18 protein-coding genes are annotated in these 12,896 nt (G+C 72.3%); 7 read left to right on the top strand and 11 right to left on the bottom strand.

Annotation, left to right across the window (positions count from 1 at the left end; all coding sequences use genetic code 11):
* The first annotated feature begins 159 nt into the window (after window positions 1-159).
* Window positions 160-363: a developmental transcriptional regulator BldC gene (gene bldC, locus F5972_RS25620; RefSeq protein ID WP_013133571.1), complete on the top strand. Its 204-nt coding sequence runs from the start codon at window positions 160-162 to the stop codon at window positions 361-363.
* Between the two features lie 302 nt (window positions 364-665).
* Here the strand turns inward: bldC and F5972_RS25615 are convergent, their stop codons facing one another.
* Window positions 666-1,346, bottom strand: a complete 681-nt coding sequence (locus tag F5972_RS25615) for a TetR/AcrR family transcriptional regulator (protein ID WP_225311853.1) — start codon at window positions 1,344-1,346, stop codon at window positions 666-668.
* 232 nt (window positions 1,347-1,578) lie between these two features.
* On the opposite strand from F5972_RS25615, the gene F5972_RS25610 reads away from it, so the two are divergent.
* From F5972_RS25610 to F5972_RS25595, 4 genes are all read left to right on the top strand, one after another.
* Entirely contained in the window at window positions 1,579-2,682 is a 1,104-nt protein-coding gene (locus tag F5972_RS25610) for a LacI family DNA-binding transcriptional regulator (RefSeq protein WP_150936640.1), read from the top strand.
* Between the two features lie 115 nt (window positions 2,683-2,797).
* Window positions 2,798-3,064, top strand: a complete 267-nt coding sequence (locus tag F5972_RS25605; RefSeq protein ID WP_150936638.1) for a hypothetical protein — start codon at window positions 2,798-2,800, stop codon at window positions 3,062-3,064.
* Window positions 3,065-3,130: 66 nt separating this feature from the next.
* Window positions 3,131-4,084, top strand: coding sequence for an N-acetylmuramoyl-L-alanine amidase (locus F5972_RS25600; protein WP_150936636.1), 954 nt, complete (start codon window positions 3,131-3,133; stop codon window positions 4,082-4,084).
* A gap of 163 nt (window positions 4,085-4,247) precedes the next feature.
* Window positions 4,248-5,888, top strand: coding sequence for a beta-N-acetylhexosaminidase (locus tag F5972_RS25595; protein ID WP_150936634.1), 1,641 nt, complete (start codon window positions 4,248-4,250; stop codon window positions 5,886-5,888).
* Here F5972_RS25595 and F5972_RS25590 read toward each other — a convergent pair.
* From F5972_RS25590 to F5972_RS25555, 8 genes are all read right to left on the bottom strand, one after another.
* On the bottom strand, window positions 5,830-6,237 hold the full coding sequence (locus tag F5972_RS25590; protein WP_150936632.1) for a DUF4037 domain-containing protein: 408 nt from the start codon (window positions 6,235-6,237) through the stop codon (window positions 5,830-5,832). The genes F5972_RS25595 and F5972_RS25590 overlap by 59 nt on opposite strands.
* Window positions 6,238-6,344: 107 nt before the next feature.
* Complete coding sequence (locus tag F5972_RS25585) at window positions 6,345-6,815, bottom strand: hypothetical protein (RefSeq protein ID WP_150936630.1); 471 nt, start codon at window positions 6,813-6,815, stop codon at window positions 6,345-6,347.
* A 121-nt stretch (window positions 6,816-6,936) separates the two neighbouring features.
* Window positions 6,937-7,134 carry a heavy-metal-associated domain-containing protein gene (locus tag F5972_RS25580; RefSeq protein WP_117408511.1) on the bottom strand — a complete coding sequence of 66 codons (198 nt, stop codon included), beginning with the start codon at window positions 7,132-7,134 and terminating at the stop codon, window positions 6,937-6,939.
* 28 nt (window positions 7,135-7,162) lie between these two features.
* On the bottom strand, window positions 7,163-8,215 hold the full coding sequence (locus tag F5972_RS25575; RefSeq protein WP_150936627.1) for a quinone-dependent dihydroorotate dehydrogenase: 1,053 nt from the start codon (window positions 8,213-8,215) through the stop codon (window positions 7,163-7,165).
* Between the two features lie 60 nt (window positions 8,216-8,275).
* Window positions 8,276-8,641 (bottom strand): STAS domain-containing protein, encoded by a 366-nt coding sequence (locus tag F5972_RS25570; RefSeq protein ID WP_150936625.1) that lies wholly within the window; start codon window positions 8,639-8,641, stop codon window positions 8,276-8,278.
* Window positions 8,613-9,341, bottom strand: coding sequence for a GAF and ANTAR domain-containing protein (locus tag F5972_RS25565; RefSeq protein WP_165900800.1), 729 nt, complete (start codon window positions 9,339-9,341; stop codon window positions 8,613-8,615). Before F5972_RS25565 ends, F5972_RS25570 begins: the two co-directional genes overlap by 29 nt.
* Before the next feature lie 65 nt (window positions 9,342-9,406).
* The gene (locus F5972_RS25560) at window positions 9,407-9,880 is read right to left on the bottom strand and encodes a GAF domain-containing protein (protein WP_150936621.1); all 474 of its coding nucleotides are present in this window, start codon (window positions 9,878-9,880) and stop codon (window positions 9,407-9,409) included.
* Between the two features lie 193 nt (window positions 9,881-10,073).
* Complete coding sequence (locus F5972_RS25555; protein WP_150936619.1) at window positions 10,074-10,496, bottom strand: nuclear transport factor 2 family protein; 423 nt, start codon at window positions 10,494-10,496, stop codon at window positions 10,074-10,076.
* Window positions 10,497-10,567: 71 nt separating this feature from the next.
* Here F5972_RS25555 and F5972_RS25550 point away from each other — a divergent pair, with 71 nt between their 5' ends.
* Window positions 10,568-11,068, top strand: coding sequence for a MarR family winged helix-turn-helix transcriptional regulator (locus tag F5972_RS25550; RefSeq protein WP_225311852.1), 501 nt, complete (start codon window positions 10,568-10,570; stop codon window positions 11,066-11,068).
* On the opposite strand, the gene F5972_RS25545 is transcribed toward F5972_RS25550, so the two are convergent.
* Entirely contained in the window at window positions 11,065-11,637 is a 573-nt protein-coding gene (locus F5972_RS25545; RefSeq protein WP_150936617.1) for a COG4315 family predicted lipoprotein, read from the bottom strand. The two genes, F5972_RS25550 and F5972_RS25545, sit on opposite strands and share 4 nt — an antisense overlap.
* A gap of 428 nt (window positions 11,638-12,065) precedes the next feature.
* On the opposite strand from F5972_RS25545, the gene F5972_RS25540 reads away from it, so the two are divergent.
* Window positions 12,066-12,395 (top strand): hypothetical protein, encoded by a 330-nt coding sequence (locus F5972_RS25540; protein WP_150936615.1) that lies wholly within the window; start codon window positions 12,066-12,068, stop codon window positions 12,393-12,395.
* A gap of 82 nt (window positions 12,396-12,477) precedes the next feature.
* Here F5972_RS25540 and F5972_RS25535 read toward each other — a convergent pair whose 3' ends face one another.
* Window positions 12,478-12,879 carry an SRPBCC family protein gene (locus F5972_RS25535; RefSeq protein WP_150936613.1) on the bottom strand — a complete coding sequence of 134 codons (402 nt, stop codon included), beginning with the start codon at window positions 12,877-12,879 and terminating at the stop codon, window positions 12,478-12,480.
* Window positions 12,880-12,896: the final 17 nt, after the last annotated feature.

The raw sequence follows: 12,896 nt of genomic DNA, 5'->3' as shown, positions 1-12,896 counted from the left end.
GTGATGCCGTAAATGGTCTTAGAAACCGCACGTTTTTGGATCATTGACGGACATCCGTGACAGTGCCGCGCCGACAGCATTGTGCTGTACGGAGCGGCACGAGCGTCAGACAAGTCGGAGATCGCTGCCGACGGTCCACACGGAGGAGAGGCCGCACAAATGTCAGCTCGTACACCCGAGGCCGAGCCACTGCTCACCCCGGCGGAGGTCGCCACGATGTTCCGCGTCGACCCGAAGACCGTCACGCGGTGGGCGAAGGCGGGCAAGTTGACGTCGATCCGCACCCTCGGCGGTCACCGGCGGTACCGGGAGACCGAGGTCCGCGCACTGCTCGCGGGGATTCCGCAGCAGCGGTCCGAGTAGGACGTGGCCGCCGCGTCACGGGGGAACGACGGCGCGCTCGCGTCGGGGATGTGAGCGCGCCCACCATGCTCCCGTGACCCGTCAGTGGTCACGGGACGGATCTGGGGCCGGCGCCGCCCGCCCGGCGCCTCCCCGCGCGCACGGTGTCCCGTGCGCCTTTCTTCCCTGTCGCCGCGGTCACCCGATCCTTACCGGAACGCCTGGAGCGGGCATCCTCACCGTCCCCGTACGGGGAAAACCGGGGAGCGCACCCGACCGTTCGGCGACCAGACGGCCCCGTTCGGCGATTGGCCTGATCCGGTTCAGCGGGCCGCCCCGGCATCCGGCACGAGCGCCGGAGGACTCAGCAACGTCCCCGCTTCGGGATCGTGCCCACCGGCCACCTCCAGGAGCGCGACCACCTGGCCCACCAGCAGCCGCTCCAGATCTCCCCGCGCCATGTCGCGGTGCTCCAGCCAGTCGAGCCCGGCCGTCTCCACCGACGCGATCCACGACCTCAGCGTGACGCGCAGCGCCGGGCCGGGCGTCTCGACACCCAGCTCGTACGTGATCATGCGGAGCATGCGCTGCCGTACGCCGTCCACGATCTCGCCGATCTCGCCCGCGCGGTTGGCCGGGCCGCCCCTGAGCAGCGCGGCGAAGCCGGCCGCGTGCTCCTCCACGAAGTCGAAGTAACGCGTCAGGCCCACCGCGAGCCGCTCCAGGGGGCCGCCTTCGCTCTGCGGCTGCAGCCGCGCCTGCAACTCGGCGGCGGCGCTGCGCAGGGCCGCCACGTAAAGCTCCTGCTTGCCCCCGAAGTAGTGGTAGACGAGCGCCCGGGAAGCGCCCGCGGTGACCGCCACGTCGTCGATCGAGACGTCCTCGGCGTCATGCCTGCTGAACAGCTCCAGCGCTGCGGCGATGAGCTCTTCCCGCCGCCGGTCGACGCTCAGCCTGCGCCGGGCCGGCCGTGCGCCCTCCTCCGCTTGGCGTGTGGCACCCACATCCCGCACCCTAGCGAATCGTCCTCGTTATGGGGGGATCGGGCAGATCAAGGGTTGACCCCGGAACCGCATCCGCCGCGGGCGCCGTACCCGCGTTCCGGCTACCCTTCCCACACCCGCTGGGAAGGAATGATCCCGCTTTAAGGCGCTCTTAAGGCGGTCAACCCGTACCCTCAGGGCAACTCGATCGTTTGGTGTGTCAGGTGCACGTCCACGCATCGTGGGGAGAACCATGTCAGGACCGTCCATGCAGACCACTGCCCGGAAAGACGCCGGGGTCGGGATACCCGACTGCGGACTGTCCGACGGGTTCAGCCCTCGGCCACGTCCCACGATCCGCAACGTGGCCGAACGCGCCGGCGTCTCCAAGTCGCTGGTGTCACTCGTACTGCGGGGTTCCCCGCACGTCAGCGAGCACCGCAGGGAAGCGGTGCTGCAGGCCGCCCGCGAGCTCGGCTACCGGCCGAACGCGGTGGCGCGCAGCCTGGTCGAGGGGCGCACCCACCTGGTGGGCGCCCTCGTGGCCGACCTGCACAACCCGTTCTACGCCGAGTTCCTCGACGGCCTGCAGGAGAGCCTGCACGGCGACGGGCTGCGGCTGCTGATCGGCAGCGGCCGCTGGGACCCGGCGTTCGAGGACGAGGCCGTGGAGGCCTTCCTGGAGCTGCGCGTGGACGGTCTCGTCCTGCTCGGCGTCGCCCCCTCCAGCGACACGCTGGCCGAGGCCGCGGCGTACACGCCGACCGTGGTGGTGGGCGAGCGCGACGTCGAGCTCGAGGGCGTGGACATCGTCGTCGACGACGACCAGTACGGCGCCCGCCTCGCCGTCGACCACCTCGTGGAGCAGGGCCACCGGCGCATCGCCCACATCGAGGGCGCTCCGTCGTCGGCGGCCCGCTGCCGCTGTGAGGGATACCTGGTGGCCATGCGCCGCCACGCGCTGGCGCCGTACATCATGGTCGAGCACGGCGACTTCAGCGAGGAGGGCGGCCGGCGCGCGGCGCTGGCGCTGCTGCGGCGCGAACCACGCCCGACGGCGATCTTCGCGGCGAACGACATCGTGGCCATGGGCGTGCTGAGCGCGGCGAGCGAGCTGGGCCTGCGGGTGCCCGAGGACCTGTCGGTGGTCGGGTACGACAACACGCACCTGGCGTCCGTCACCCACATCTCGCTGACCAGCGTGGACCAGCCCCGGCGGGCCATGGGCCGCTCGGCGGCGGCGCTGCTCAGCGACCGCATCACCGAGCCGGGCCAGACCGCGCGGCTGCGGCAGGTGACCCCCCAGCTCGTCGTACGGCGCAGCACCGGTCCCGCGCCAAGCGAGGCCAAAAGCTAGGTCAACCGGCGACGTGTCCCCTCGCGGCCGGTGTTGACTGCGGCCGTGACGCCGGCCCCCCGGCGGGTCGCCGAGTGGCTTCCCGCGGGCCGGCGACCGAGAATCGGGGGGATTCATGCGTGATCCTGAGTTGGTCTCCTGCGCCCAGCGGGCCGCGGTCGAGCTGGAGCGGGCCTGGGCGCACTGGCGGGAGAGCCGGGGGCTGGACGGCGAGGACGTCGCGGAGTCGGTGGCGAGCTACGTCGCCCACTCGATCGACCATCCGTGGGGACGGCCCCGCGTGGTGCTGGGCCTCGACGCCGACGACGCCCGTGAGCTGGCCGCACTCCTGCACCGGCAGGAGATCCCCGAGCCGGCCTGGATAGCCAGGTTCCCGGCATAACGGTCTGATCACGACCGCCTTCCGGTTAGGTTGGTGAGACCACACCTCCGGGAAGGGACTTCCAGCGTGATCAGACGCCCGCTCGCCGCCGCAGCCCTGGCCCTGTGCGGGTTCGGTGCCGCCGCCTGCGGCGGCGGTGAGGCCACCGAGACGGGGGCCGCGGCCCCCGCCGCCTCTCCGCCGGCCGCAGCCGTGGACACCGCCACCGGAACGACCGACGGCCCCGCGACCGGCTCCGGGGACGCCTCCGCGGACGGCACGGAGGACAGCACGCCGGACGGCGCCGCTGACGGCACAGAGGACGGCGCCTCCGCCCCGGTCACCCGTACGGCGGCCGCGTCCGAGTCTGCCGCCAAGCCGCTGAGCGGGAAGGTCGTGGTGATCGACCCGGGCCACAACGGGGGCAACTTCCGGCACACCCGGGAGATCAACCGGCAGGTGAACATCCTCACCCAGAAGAAGGCCTGCGACACCACCGGGACGTCGACCAACGACGGCTACACCGAGGCGGCCTTCACCATGGACGTGTCCACCCGGCTCGCCCGGCTGCTCCGGGACCAGGGAGCCACGGTCAAGCTCACCCGGGCGAACAACGCCGGCTGGGGCCCGTGCATCAACCAGCGGGCAGCGATCGGGAACAGGGCGCACGCGAACGCCGCGATCTCCATCCACGGCGACGGCGCGGCGCCGGGCGCACACGGGTTCCACGTCATCATGCCGAAGAAGATCGGCGGGCCGGTCGACCCGGTCGTCGGCGACTCCCAGGAGCTCGGCCGGAAGGTTCGCGACGCCTTCCACAACGGCACCGGGCTGCCGTACTCGACCTACATCGGCAGGCAGGCGCTGAACTACCGCAGCGACCTCGGCGGGCTCAACCTGTCGACCGTGCCGAAGATCTTCATCGAGTGCGGGAACATGCGCAACGCCGGCGAGGCCCGCAAGTTCAGGGACGCGAGCTTCCGGCAGACCATCGCCGAGTCGCTGGCCAAGGGCCTCAAGGCCTACCTCATCACCCGCTAGGGCGGCCCGCGGGAGGCCGGCCCGGTGCGGGCCGCCGGCTGGGGACGGCCCGAGCCGCACGCGCGTGGGCGCACCGCCGCGGCTGCTCGCACATCTGGGGCGGCTCCGGGCGGCCTGTGGAGGCGTCGCCGCGCCTGTCGGTGGCGTTTGGCATCATCGCGGCATGGACGACCTGCTTCCCCTGCCGAGGCTGATCGAGACGGGCGCCGGATCGACGGAGATCGCCGTCGGGGCCGTCGTGTCGGGGCCGGCCTCCCTTCGCGACACCGTACGGCTCGCGCTCGGCGTGCTCGACCCTCGGCCCGGCGACGCCGCCACGGCGGCCCTGCGGGTGGAGGAGGACCTCCGGCTCGGGCCTGAGGCCTACGTGCTCACGATCGCCGGGGACGGTGTGCGCATCGAGGCCGGGGGCCGGGCGGGCGCCTTCTACGCGGCGCAGACGCTGCGGCAGGCGCTGCCGGACGAGGCGTTCCGGTCGGCGCTCCCGCCCGGGACGAGCTGGACCATCCCCTGTGGCCGGGTGGAGGACGCGCCCGCCTTCGCCTGGCGCGGCGCGCACCTCGACGTGGCCCGCAGCTTCCTGCCCAAGCGGGAGGTGCTGCGGATGATCGACCTGATGGCGTCGCACAAGCTGAACCGCCTCCATCTGCACCTGGCCGACGACCAGGGCTGGCGGGTGGAGAGCAGGGCGTTCCCGCTGCTGCACGAGGTGGGCTCGCACCGTCCCCGCACGGTCGTCAGTCATCGCGGGGAGGACCTCGCCTTCGACGACGTCCCGCACGGCGGTCACTACACGCTCGCCGACCTGGCGGAGATCGCGGCCTACGCCCGCGCGCGGGCGGTCGTCGTCGTGCCGGAGATCGACGTTCCGGGCCACGCCTCGGCCGTGCTGGCCGCCTATCCCGCGCTCGCGTCGCGGCCGGGCGAGCGTCACCGGGTGCTCGACCGGTGGGGCATCTCGCCGGTGATCCTCTCCCCGCTTCCGGCGACCGTCGACTTCCTGCTCACCGTCTTCGGCGAGATCGCCGGCGCCCTGGGCGAGGCGCCGTACTTCCACATCGGCGGGGACGAGTGCGTGCTGGACGACTGGGCCGCCTCCGCCGAGATCTCGGCGTACCGCGCGTCGCTGGGGCTGGAGAGCGTCGGCGACCTGCACGCGTGGTTCCTGCGGCGGCTGGCCGACGCGCTGGCCGAGCGCGGCAGCCGTGCGGTGGTGTGGGACGAGGCGTTCGTCAGCGGCGGGCTCAGACCGGACACGATCGTGATGCCGTGGCGCGGCGAGCACGTGGCCCGGCGGGCCGCCGCGGCGGGGCACGACGTGGTGGCGACGCCGGTCTTCCCGATGTACTTCGACTACGCCGAGGCCGCCTCACCCCAGGAACCGGCCGGCCTGGGCGACGCGATCACGGTGGCCGACGTGGCGGCGTTCGAACCGGCGCCCGCGTCATGGTCCTCGGAGGAACGGGCCCGGGTGATCGGAACGCAGTTCCAGCTGTGGAGCGAGCACATCCCGGACGGCCGCGCACTCGACTACCGCGCCTGGCCCCGGGGCTGCGCCGCCGCGGAGGTCGCGTGGACCGGCGGCCCGGCCGCGTCCGAGGACTTCGCCCGCCGTCTCGGCAGGCACCTCGGGCGGCTGGACGCGATCGGCGTCGAGTATCGCCCGCTCTCGGGGCCCCGGCCCTGGCAGCGCGGCGGCGCCGGCCGACGGCGGCACCGTCCGGGAGTCGTCACCGTCCAGGAGGTCATGCGCCACCTGCACGAGCTGAGCCTCTCCGCCGACTCCACCCGCCCCAGCATGTGAATCCCCCGGTCCACCGTGAGGCCCAGGTCGTTGTGCAGGGCCCCGACGGCCTTGTAGGCGGCGAGGTGGCGCTCGCGCTCCCGCCAGGTCGTGGCCGCTGGCAGGCCAGGATGTAACGCCAGACATCGTCGGGATACCAGGCGAGGCGCTCGCGGACCGGCCCGAGCAGGCCCAGCCCGTCGTGGAAGACCGCGCCCGCTGTGACCTCCGCTAATGCCTGGGTGGAGATGGCCAGCCAGTCGGCCAAGCCGACGCCCCCGGTCGGGTCGAACCCGAGATGCCCGGCGAGCCGGCCGGCCGGCTCCGCCACGACGACACCATGCCGGAGCGGCCCGTCGGCGGCGCGCATGTGGCGGGTCCTGTCGGCGCCCGGCGGGGAGAAGCCGGTCGGATGACCGAGGAACTTCCGTGGCAGTTCCCCGGTGAGCGCCGGGCCCTGAGGCAGGGCGGGACCGGTCAGGTGCCGTCGAGGACCTCGGCCACGACGGCGGCGGCGATCTTCTCGGTGTCGAGGTCCTTGTGGGCCTCGATGACCTCCCGGATCCTGGTGGTCAGGCTCAGGTCGGCGTGGGCGGCGTCGCCGATGTGGTGGGCGGCCACCGCGAGGGCGGCGGCGAACTCGTAGGCGTCGTCCGGCCCGAGCCCCTGGGGGTCGATCTCGGCGAGGACGCGGGCGCCGTTCTTCGGCGAGACGCGGACCGTCCAGCCGCCGGACCGTGCGGCGACCGAGAGGGTGTCCTTCCGCAGGGCGGGCGGGAACAGGACGACGGCCATCCGGCCCGCGGCGGCGAGGATCCGCTCCGCGAGCCTGCGGACGTCCTTCTTGGCGACGACGATCCTCCCGGAGCGGTTGACGATGCTCACGAGATCACCGCTGTCGGCCACGGCGATCCTCTCGCCGTCGGCCTGGTCGTAGATGGCGCTCATGGGGGTGTCACGCTTACCAGTTCTCGTCGGGGCGGGCTGCGAGACGTCGCCCATGCATGATCTCGCACTTTTCCCCGGAAAAGATCGCGTTCGGCCCATCCGCCCACGAAGACCAGCCGGGTCACACCAGGGTGTAACCGGCCTCCTTCACGGCCTCGCGTACGGCGTCGTCGGTGACGTCGCCGGAGACCTCCAGGCGGCCGCTGCCGAGATCGACCTCGACGCCGGTGACGCCGGGGATCTCCCCGACCTCCTCCTTCACCGAGCTGACGCAGTGGCCGCAGGTCATGCCTTCGACGGTGTAGGTCTTCACGCTCATGCGGTCTCCATATCCGGGAAAACGGGGTTCAGGCGGTGCGGCCGATCACGTCGCGGACCGAGCGGTATCCGTGCCGCCGCAGCCGGCGGGCGAGCTGCCGGTTGATCCGGGACGGCCACAGCGGGCCCTCGTAGATCAGGCCGGTGTATCCCTGGACGAGGGTGGCCCCGGCGAGCAGCCGTTCCCACACGTCGTCGACGTCCTCCACGCCGCCGACGGAGACGAGCGTGAGCCGGTCGCCGGCCTTCTGGTGCAGGCGGCGCAGCACTTCGAGCGACCGGGTCTTGAGCGGCCGCCCGGACAGCCCTCCGGTCTCGGTGCTGGAGACACCCGTACGGCTGATCGTGGTGTTGGTCGCGATGATCCCGGCGAGACCGAGATCGGCGGCGAGCTCGGCCACCGCGTCCACGTCCTCGTCGGCGAGGTCCGGCGCGATCTTCACGAGCAGCGGGGTGCGCCCGGCCGCCTCCTTCACCGCCGAGAGCAGCGGCCTCAGGCGGTCCACCGCCTGGAGGTCGCGCAGGCCGGGGGTGTTGGGCGAGCTGACGTTGACGACCAGGTAGTCGGCGAGCGGCGCCAGCCTGCGGGCGCTGTCGACGTAGTCCCGCACGGCCTCCGACTCGGGCACCACCTTGGTCTTGCCGATGTTCACGCCGACCACCGCCGGGAGGTGGCGCACCCGGCGCAGCCGGGTGGCGGCGGCCGCCGCTCCCGTGTTGTTGAAGCCCATCCGGTTGATGACCGCGCGGCTCTCGGGCAGCCGGAACAGCCGCGGGCGCGGGTTGCCCGGCTGGGCGTGCGCGGTGATCGTGCCGACCTCGACGTGGCCGAAGCCGATCGCCGAGAGCGGCTCGACGCAGCGGGCGTCCTTGTCGAACCCGGCGGCGAGGCCGAACGGCGAGGGGAAGTGGACGCCGAACGCCTGGACGCGCAGCGACTCCGCCCGCGGCGCGAGCAGCCGGTGCAGCAGCCGCGTGAGGGGCGGGAACATCCCGAGCAGGCGGAGCAGCCTGATCGTGAGATGGTGGGCGGCCTCGGCGTCGAGGCGGCTCAGGACCTGCGTGAACACGAGTCGATACATCACGGTCAGACTATCGTCCGGGGGCCGGGCGTCCGGCCCGCACCTCCCGGTTCCGGCGGGTCAGTTGAGCCGCGGGCGGCCCTGGGCGGTCGGCTGGACGAGCGGCACCCGCCTCGCCACCCGGATGGACAGCACGGCGTCGAAGCCCAGCAGCCGCAGCAGGCGCAGCGGACTTCTGCCGGGGTGGTGGAAGGTCACGCTGCCGCCCCAGCTCCGCACGCGCTCGTCGGCCCACACCAGGCTCCGGGCGCCCGCGCAGTCGAGGAAGCCGACCCCGGACAGGTCGATCTCGACGTGCCCGGGCCGGTGGGTCCCGAGCACCTGGCCCAGGCACGCGCGGAACTCCGGCTCCCCCGACACGTCGAGGTCGCCGCTCAGGATGAGCCCGAGGCCCGCCTCAGACGACGTGGTCTGGATTCGCAACATTCCTCGGGCCCTGCTCGCCCAGCAGCTCCGCCGCGAGCTCGGATACCTTCCGCCTGCTGTCCCTGGCCTGCTTGCGCAGTCCCGTGAACGCCTGTGAGGCCGTCAGGTCGTGCTTGCCCATGAGATAGCCGATGGCCCGCTCGATCACCACCCGATAGTCCAGGGCGTACTGGAGCTGGTCGGCGAGCACGGCCTTCTCGTCCGCCTCCATGGACGCGAGCAGGACCTGCTCGATCACGTGCGCGTACGCGTGGAGGGCCTGGGTGTCGGTCTCCTGCCACTCGTGCGGCGCGTCCTGGTAGACGTTCAGGGTGCCCACGGGCACACCGCCGAGCCGGATCGGCACCCCCGCCACGCCGCGCACCTCGGGGTGCAACAGGTCACGCAAAGCCGGCCACCGCCGGTCCGCCCGCACGTCGACCGTCGTCACCGCGGTGTCCCCCACGTACGCCGCCACGCACGGGCCCTGGCTTGTCACCGCCTGGGCCCGTTCAAGGCTGCGGCCGCGCTCGTCCGTCGCGAAGAGGTAACGCAGGGTGCGATCCTCCTCGGCGAACATCAGGCCGGCGCCGGAGTACCCGAAAAGCCGATCGACCACTTGGACGATGCGCTCAAGGTGGTGCACGATCCCGGTCGCCGACCTGTCCTTCTGCAGACGTCGTAGGCTGGCGACAAGAGCCTCAGGATCGATATGGGTCATTCCGTATCCTCTCGTGAACCTCACCTCGCACCGCCGGGGCTGTGGGAGAGGTGGCGATTCGGCCATCACAACTGCCCGGAAGGGGCGCGATCAGTCCTGTTCTCTGCCAGGACCTGCAGAACGATGACCATCAGCTCACCGAGGCGGTAACCGGCTTCCACCTCTGTGCGGTCCCAGACGTGCCCCGCTCGGGCGTAGAAGTCCAGGACCCCGATGAGTTCCCCGCCCTCGATGAGCGGTACGGAGAGGACGGCCCGGACCGGGAGTGCGTGGACGGCCACATGCGGGAACCCCAGGGGGCGATCGGCGTGCAGATCCTGGATCGCGACGAGACCGCCGCTCGCGGCGCTCGCGATGGCCGGGCCGTCGCCCACGTGCTCCTGGGCGGACTCCAGCAGGACCCCGTCGTCGTCCGTCGCACCGATCGCGCGGAGGCGGTCCTGTGTGTCGAGGAGCATCAACGCCGCGCCGTCCACGCCGAACAGACCGGCCATGCCGGTGAGGACGTTCTCCAGTACCGACGACGCGTCCGATGCCATCGCGAGCCCACTCTCAAATGATCAAGCGGCCGCGGACACAGGGCGGATTACCCCTAAGCCTAGTGGGCTGTGAGCAGTTGAATCCAGGTGATCCTCAGGGTTGGCCGACAGGGCTGGAGAGGACACGAAAAATCCGCCCTCCTGCGGGGGAAGGCGGATCGGGAACCGATCGGGAACGGATGGGGAAACGGGGTCATTCGCCCCAGAATGCGTCGACCTCGTACTGGTCGCGGCTGTGCAGCCACGACTCGGCGATCCTGCCGTCGCGCATGGTGATGACGTGCGCGAGGTTGTTCTCCAGCGGCACCTCGCGGTCCGGCCGCGTCGCGGTGTACGTCGCGAGCGCGACGGCCGCCTCGTCGTCGGCCAGGACGCGGTGGACGTGCAGCTTGAGCGTCCCCTGGCTGAGCGTGGCGGCCTTGATCACGAAACCGATGACGGCCTCCCGCCCGGCGTAGTCGCCGGTGTTCGCGCTCTTCCCGGGGACGTGGAGCACCGAGTCGTCGGTCAGGAACGCCCCGGCGGCCTCCAGGTCTCCCCTGCCCAGCGCGTCGTAGAAGTCCCTGACGACCCCGGCGTTGTTCTCAGCCTGTGCCTTCTCCGATTGGGCGGACATGCGAACCCCTCCTCAAAGTATTTCGACGTCGAAAGAGTTGCACAGATGTCTTTTGATGTCAAAATAGATGAGTGAGGGATCCAGACTTCCCCGTACGGCAGATGGTGGACCAGTGGGTCGCGCGCAGGCCGGACCTCGACCCCCGGCCCATGGCCCTTTTCGGACGGCTGACCAGGGCCGACACCCTGGCCAACGGGGCCATCGCGGCGACCCTGAGGGCGCACGGGCTCAACCGCGGGGAGTTCGACGTGCTGGCCACGCTCTACCGGGGCGGGGAGGAGATGTCGGCGGGCGCGCTCGCCGGGGCGCTCCTGCTCTCCCCCGCCGCGACCACCAACCGCCTCGACCGCCTCCAGGCGGCGGGGCTGCTGTCCCGCCTGCCCGATCCGGAGGACGGCCGGGGCGTCCGCGTACGGCTCACCGACGCGGGCCGGGATCTGCTCAAGCGCAGCGTCGAGGACCACGTGCGGGGGCTGGAGTCGCTCCTGGCTCTGCTGTCGCCGGACGAGCGCGAGCAGTTGTCGGCCCTGCTCGCCCGGCTGCTGCACAGCATGGCCGCGCTTCAGGACTAATGCTTGGCCCTCTTCCCCTCGGCCGTGACGGCGTACCACTCTCCACCGAAGTCGCGGACGTTCTGGCCGGTCACGTCCCCGGCCTTCCGGTCCTTGGCGTAGTAGTACAGCGGGTGCTTGTTGTAGGTCACCTGGGTGCCGCCGTCCGGCCGCTTGATCGTCCCCAGCAGGTCCGCGCGCACCCCCGAGCCGGGCTGGGGCGTGCCCGCGGTGAGCACCGGCGGCCAGGCCGCGGCGCAGGCCTGCGTGCAGGCGGAGACGCCGCCCTTGTCCTTGGTGAAAAGGTAGACCGTCCGGCCGTCCACACCGGCCAGCACGGTGCCGAGCGAGGTGGACGCCGCGTCGAGACGCGCGGGACCGGTCGGGGTGGCCTGGACGGGAGAGGTCGGCGTCGCCGGGACTCCGGTGCTCGGCGCGACCGTCCCCGAAGGATACTCGGAGGGCTCCCCCGGGGTCGGCTCGTTGACCTGGTCGTTGGCGACACGGTTCGCCTCGTTGTCGCCGGCACCGCCGCATCCGGCGGCCAGCAGGCTGAGCGCGACCGCGCCGGCATACAGCAGTTTCCTCATGTTCGGCCTCCTCGGAAGTGGGCGAGTCGGCTCCAAGGACACACGCGGCGCCGGGGCCCCCGCCGTCGGACGCCAAGATCGGGGACAGGCCTTTGCCGTTCCGTGGGTTCCGCCTCACCGATCTCCCGCCCGTTCGGGGCGGAGGACGGACGTCCGCGGATGAACCGCCGCGTCCCGGGAAGACGACACGAAGCCGTACGGCCGCGCCGCGTCCACCGGCGGGTCGCCGGGGGCGCGCCGACACGCGGAACGATCACGAGGAGGTGCACGGGCGCCCGCCCCGGGCGGTGCGAAGCTGAACCCGCGGCGGCCCGTGGGCACGCCCGGCAGGCCGGCGACCGGGGTCATGCCGATGACGCCCCTCGCCGACGACGTCCCTCGCGAGGGGCACTCCGTCGCCGACGCCGCTGAAGAAAAGGAGCATCCACATGGCCGAGGACACGCGACCGCCCGCCGTCGAGCCGTCCGAGGCCGGGATGAGCTCGCCGGACGCTACAGGTCTGGAGGCGTGGATAAGGCAGGTCCTCGGCCTGGCCGGGGCCCGGGCCTCGGCGTTCGCCCTTCCCCTGCCCCGGCCCACCGCCCCTGCCGAGACCGTCCCCGCCGACGGCGCCCCGGCCGACAGTGCCCCGGCCGGCAGCGCCCCGGCCGGCAGCGCCCCGGCCGGCAGCGCTCAGCCTGGCACCGATCGTGACGACGCCGCCCGGGCGGGGAACCCGGCCGCCGGGCCGGGCGCGGACGGCACCGGCGGCGAGTAGACACGGAGGTGCGGAGGCTCCGGCGAGCCGCGCCGTACGCCTGCGCGCGGCTCCGCGAACCGCCCCTGACGGGTTCCGCGGGTCAGGCGGCCTGGCCGCGCACCTGTTCGGCGAGGCGTTCGAGGCTCTCGTCGAGGGCCCGCTCGACCGCCTCCGCGGGCGGCGTGTACCCCTCGTCGAAGAAGGACAGGTGGACCGTGACGTCGCTGCTGTCGTCGTCGATGCCGGCGACCTGCAGCCAGCCGGCGTACCGGTCGACGTCCCGGGTGCCCCACTCCATGCGCAACTGGTCCTGCTCGGCCCGCAGCAGCGCGCGCTCGTCCTCCCCTGTCTGGTCCTCGTGGACGGTGACCGCGGGCGGCTCCTCCTCGCGCACATGCAGCTCGCGCGGCATCCACAGATCGAGGCCGCCGACGTCGCTCGCCTGCCGGAAGACCTGGTCGGCCGGGGCAGGCATCCTGCGGGAACGCTCGAATTCGCTCATGGTCGGTCATTCCTCCC

It is taken from the genome of Microbispora cellulosiformans (genome assembly GCF_008728085.1).
Lineage (GTDB): Bacteria > Actinomycetota > Actinomycetes > Streptosporangiales > Streptosporangiaceae > Microbispora > Microbispora amethystogenes.
This window is presented reverse-complemented; position numbering and strand designations above follow the sequence as displayed.

Coding starts and splice junctions, on each gene's coding strand:
- bldC (WP_013133571.1), top strand. CDS start 160: ATGTCAGCTCGTACACCCGAGGCCGAGCCACTGCTCACCCCGGCGGAG.
- F5972_RS25610 (WP_150936640.1), top strand. CDS start 1,579: ATGTCAGGACCGTCCATGCAGACCACTGCCCGGAAAGACGCCGGGGTC.
- F5972_RS25605 (WP_150936638.1), top strand. CDS start 2,798: ATGCGTGATCCTGAGTTGGTCTCCTGCGCCCAGCGGGCCGCGGTCGAG.
- F5972_RS25595 (WP_150936634.1), top strand. CDS start 4,248: ATGGACGACCTGCTTCCCCTGCCGAGGCTGATCGAGACGGGCGCCGGA.
- F5972_RS25590 (WP_150936632.1), bottom strand. CDS start 6,237: ATGCGCGCCGCCGACGGGCCGCTCCGGCATGGTGTCGTCGTGGCGGAG.
- F5972_RS25585 (WP_150936630.1), bottom strand. CDS start 6,815: ATGAGCGCCATCTACGACCAGGCCGACGGCGAGAGGATCGCCGTGGCC.
- F5972_RS25580 (WP_117408511.1), bottom strand. CDS start 7,134: ATGAGCGTGAAGACCTACACCGTCGAAGGCATGACCTGCGGCCACTGC.
- F5972_RS25575 (WP_150936627.1), bottom strand. CDS start 8,215: ATGTATCGACTCGTGTTCACGCAGGTCCTGAGCCGCCTCGACGCCGAG.
- F5972_RS25570 (WP_150936625.1), bottom strand. CDS start 8,641: ATGTTGCGAATCCAGACCACGTCGTCTGAGGCGGGCCTCGGGCTCATC.
- F5972_RS25565 (WP_165900800.1), bottom strand. CDS start 9,341: ATGACCCATATCGATCCTGAGGCTCTTGTCGCCAGCCTACGACGTCTG.
- F5972_RS25560 (WP_150936621.1), bottom strand. CDS start 9,880: ATGGCATCGGACGCGTCGTCGGTACTGGAGAACGTCCTCACCGGCATG.
- F5972_RS25555 (WP_150936619.1), bottom strand. CDS start 10,496: ATGTCCGCCCAATCGGAGAAGGCACAGGCTGAGAACAACGCCGGGGTC.
- F5972_RS25545 (WP_150936617.1), bottom strand. CDS start 11,637: ATGAGGAAACTGCTGTATGCCGGCGCGGTCGCGCTCAGCCTGCTGGCC.
- F5972_RS25540 (WP_150936615.1), top strand. CDS start 12,066: ATGGCCGAGGACACGCGACCGCCCGCCGTCGAGCCGTCCGAGGCCGGG.
- F5972_RS25535 (WP_150936613.1), bottom strand. CDS start 12,879: ATGAGCGAATTCGAGCGTTCCCGCAGGATGCCTGCCCCGGCCGACCAG.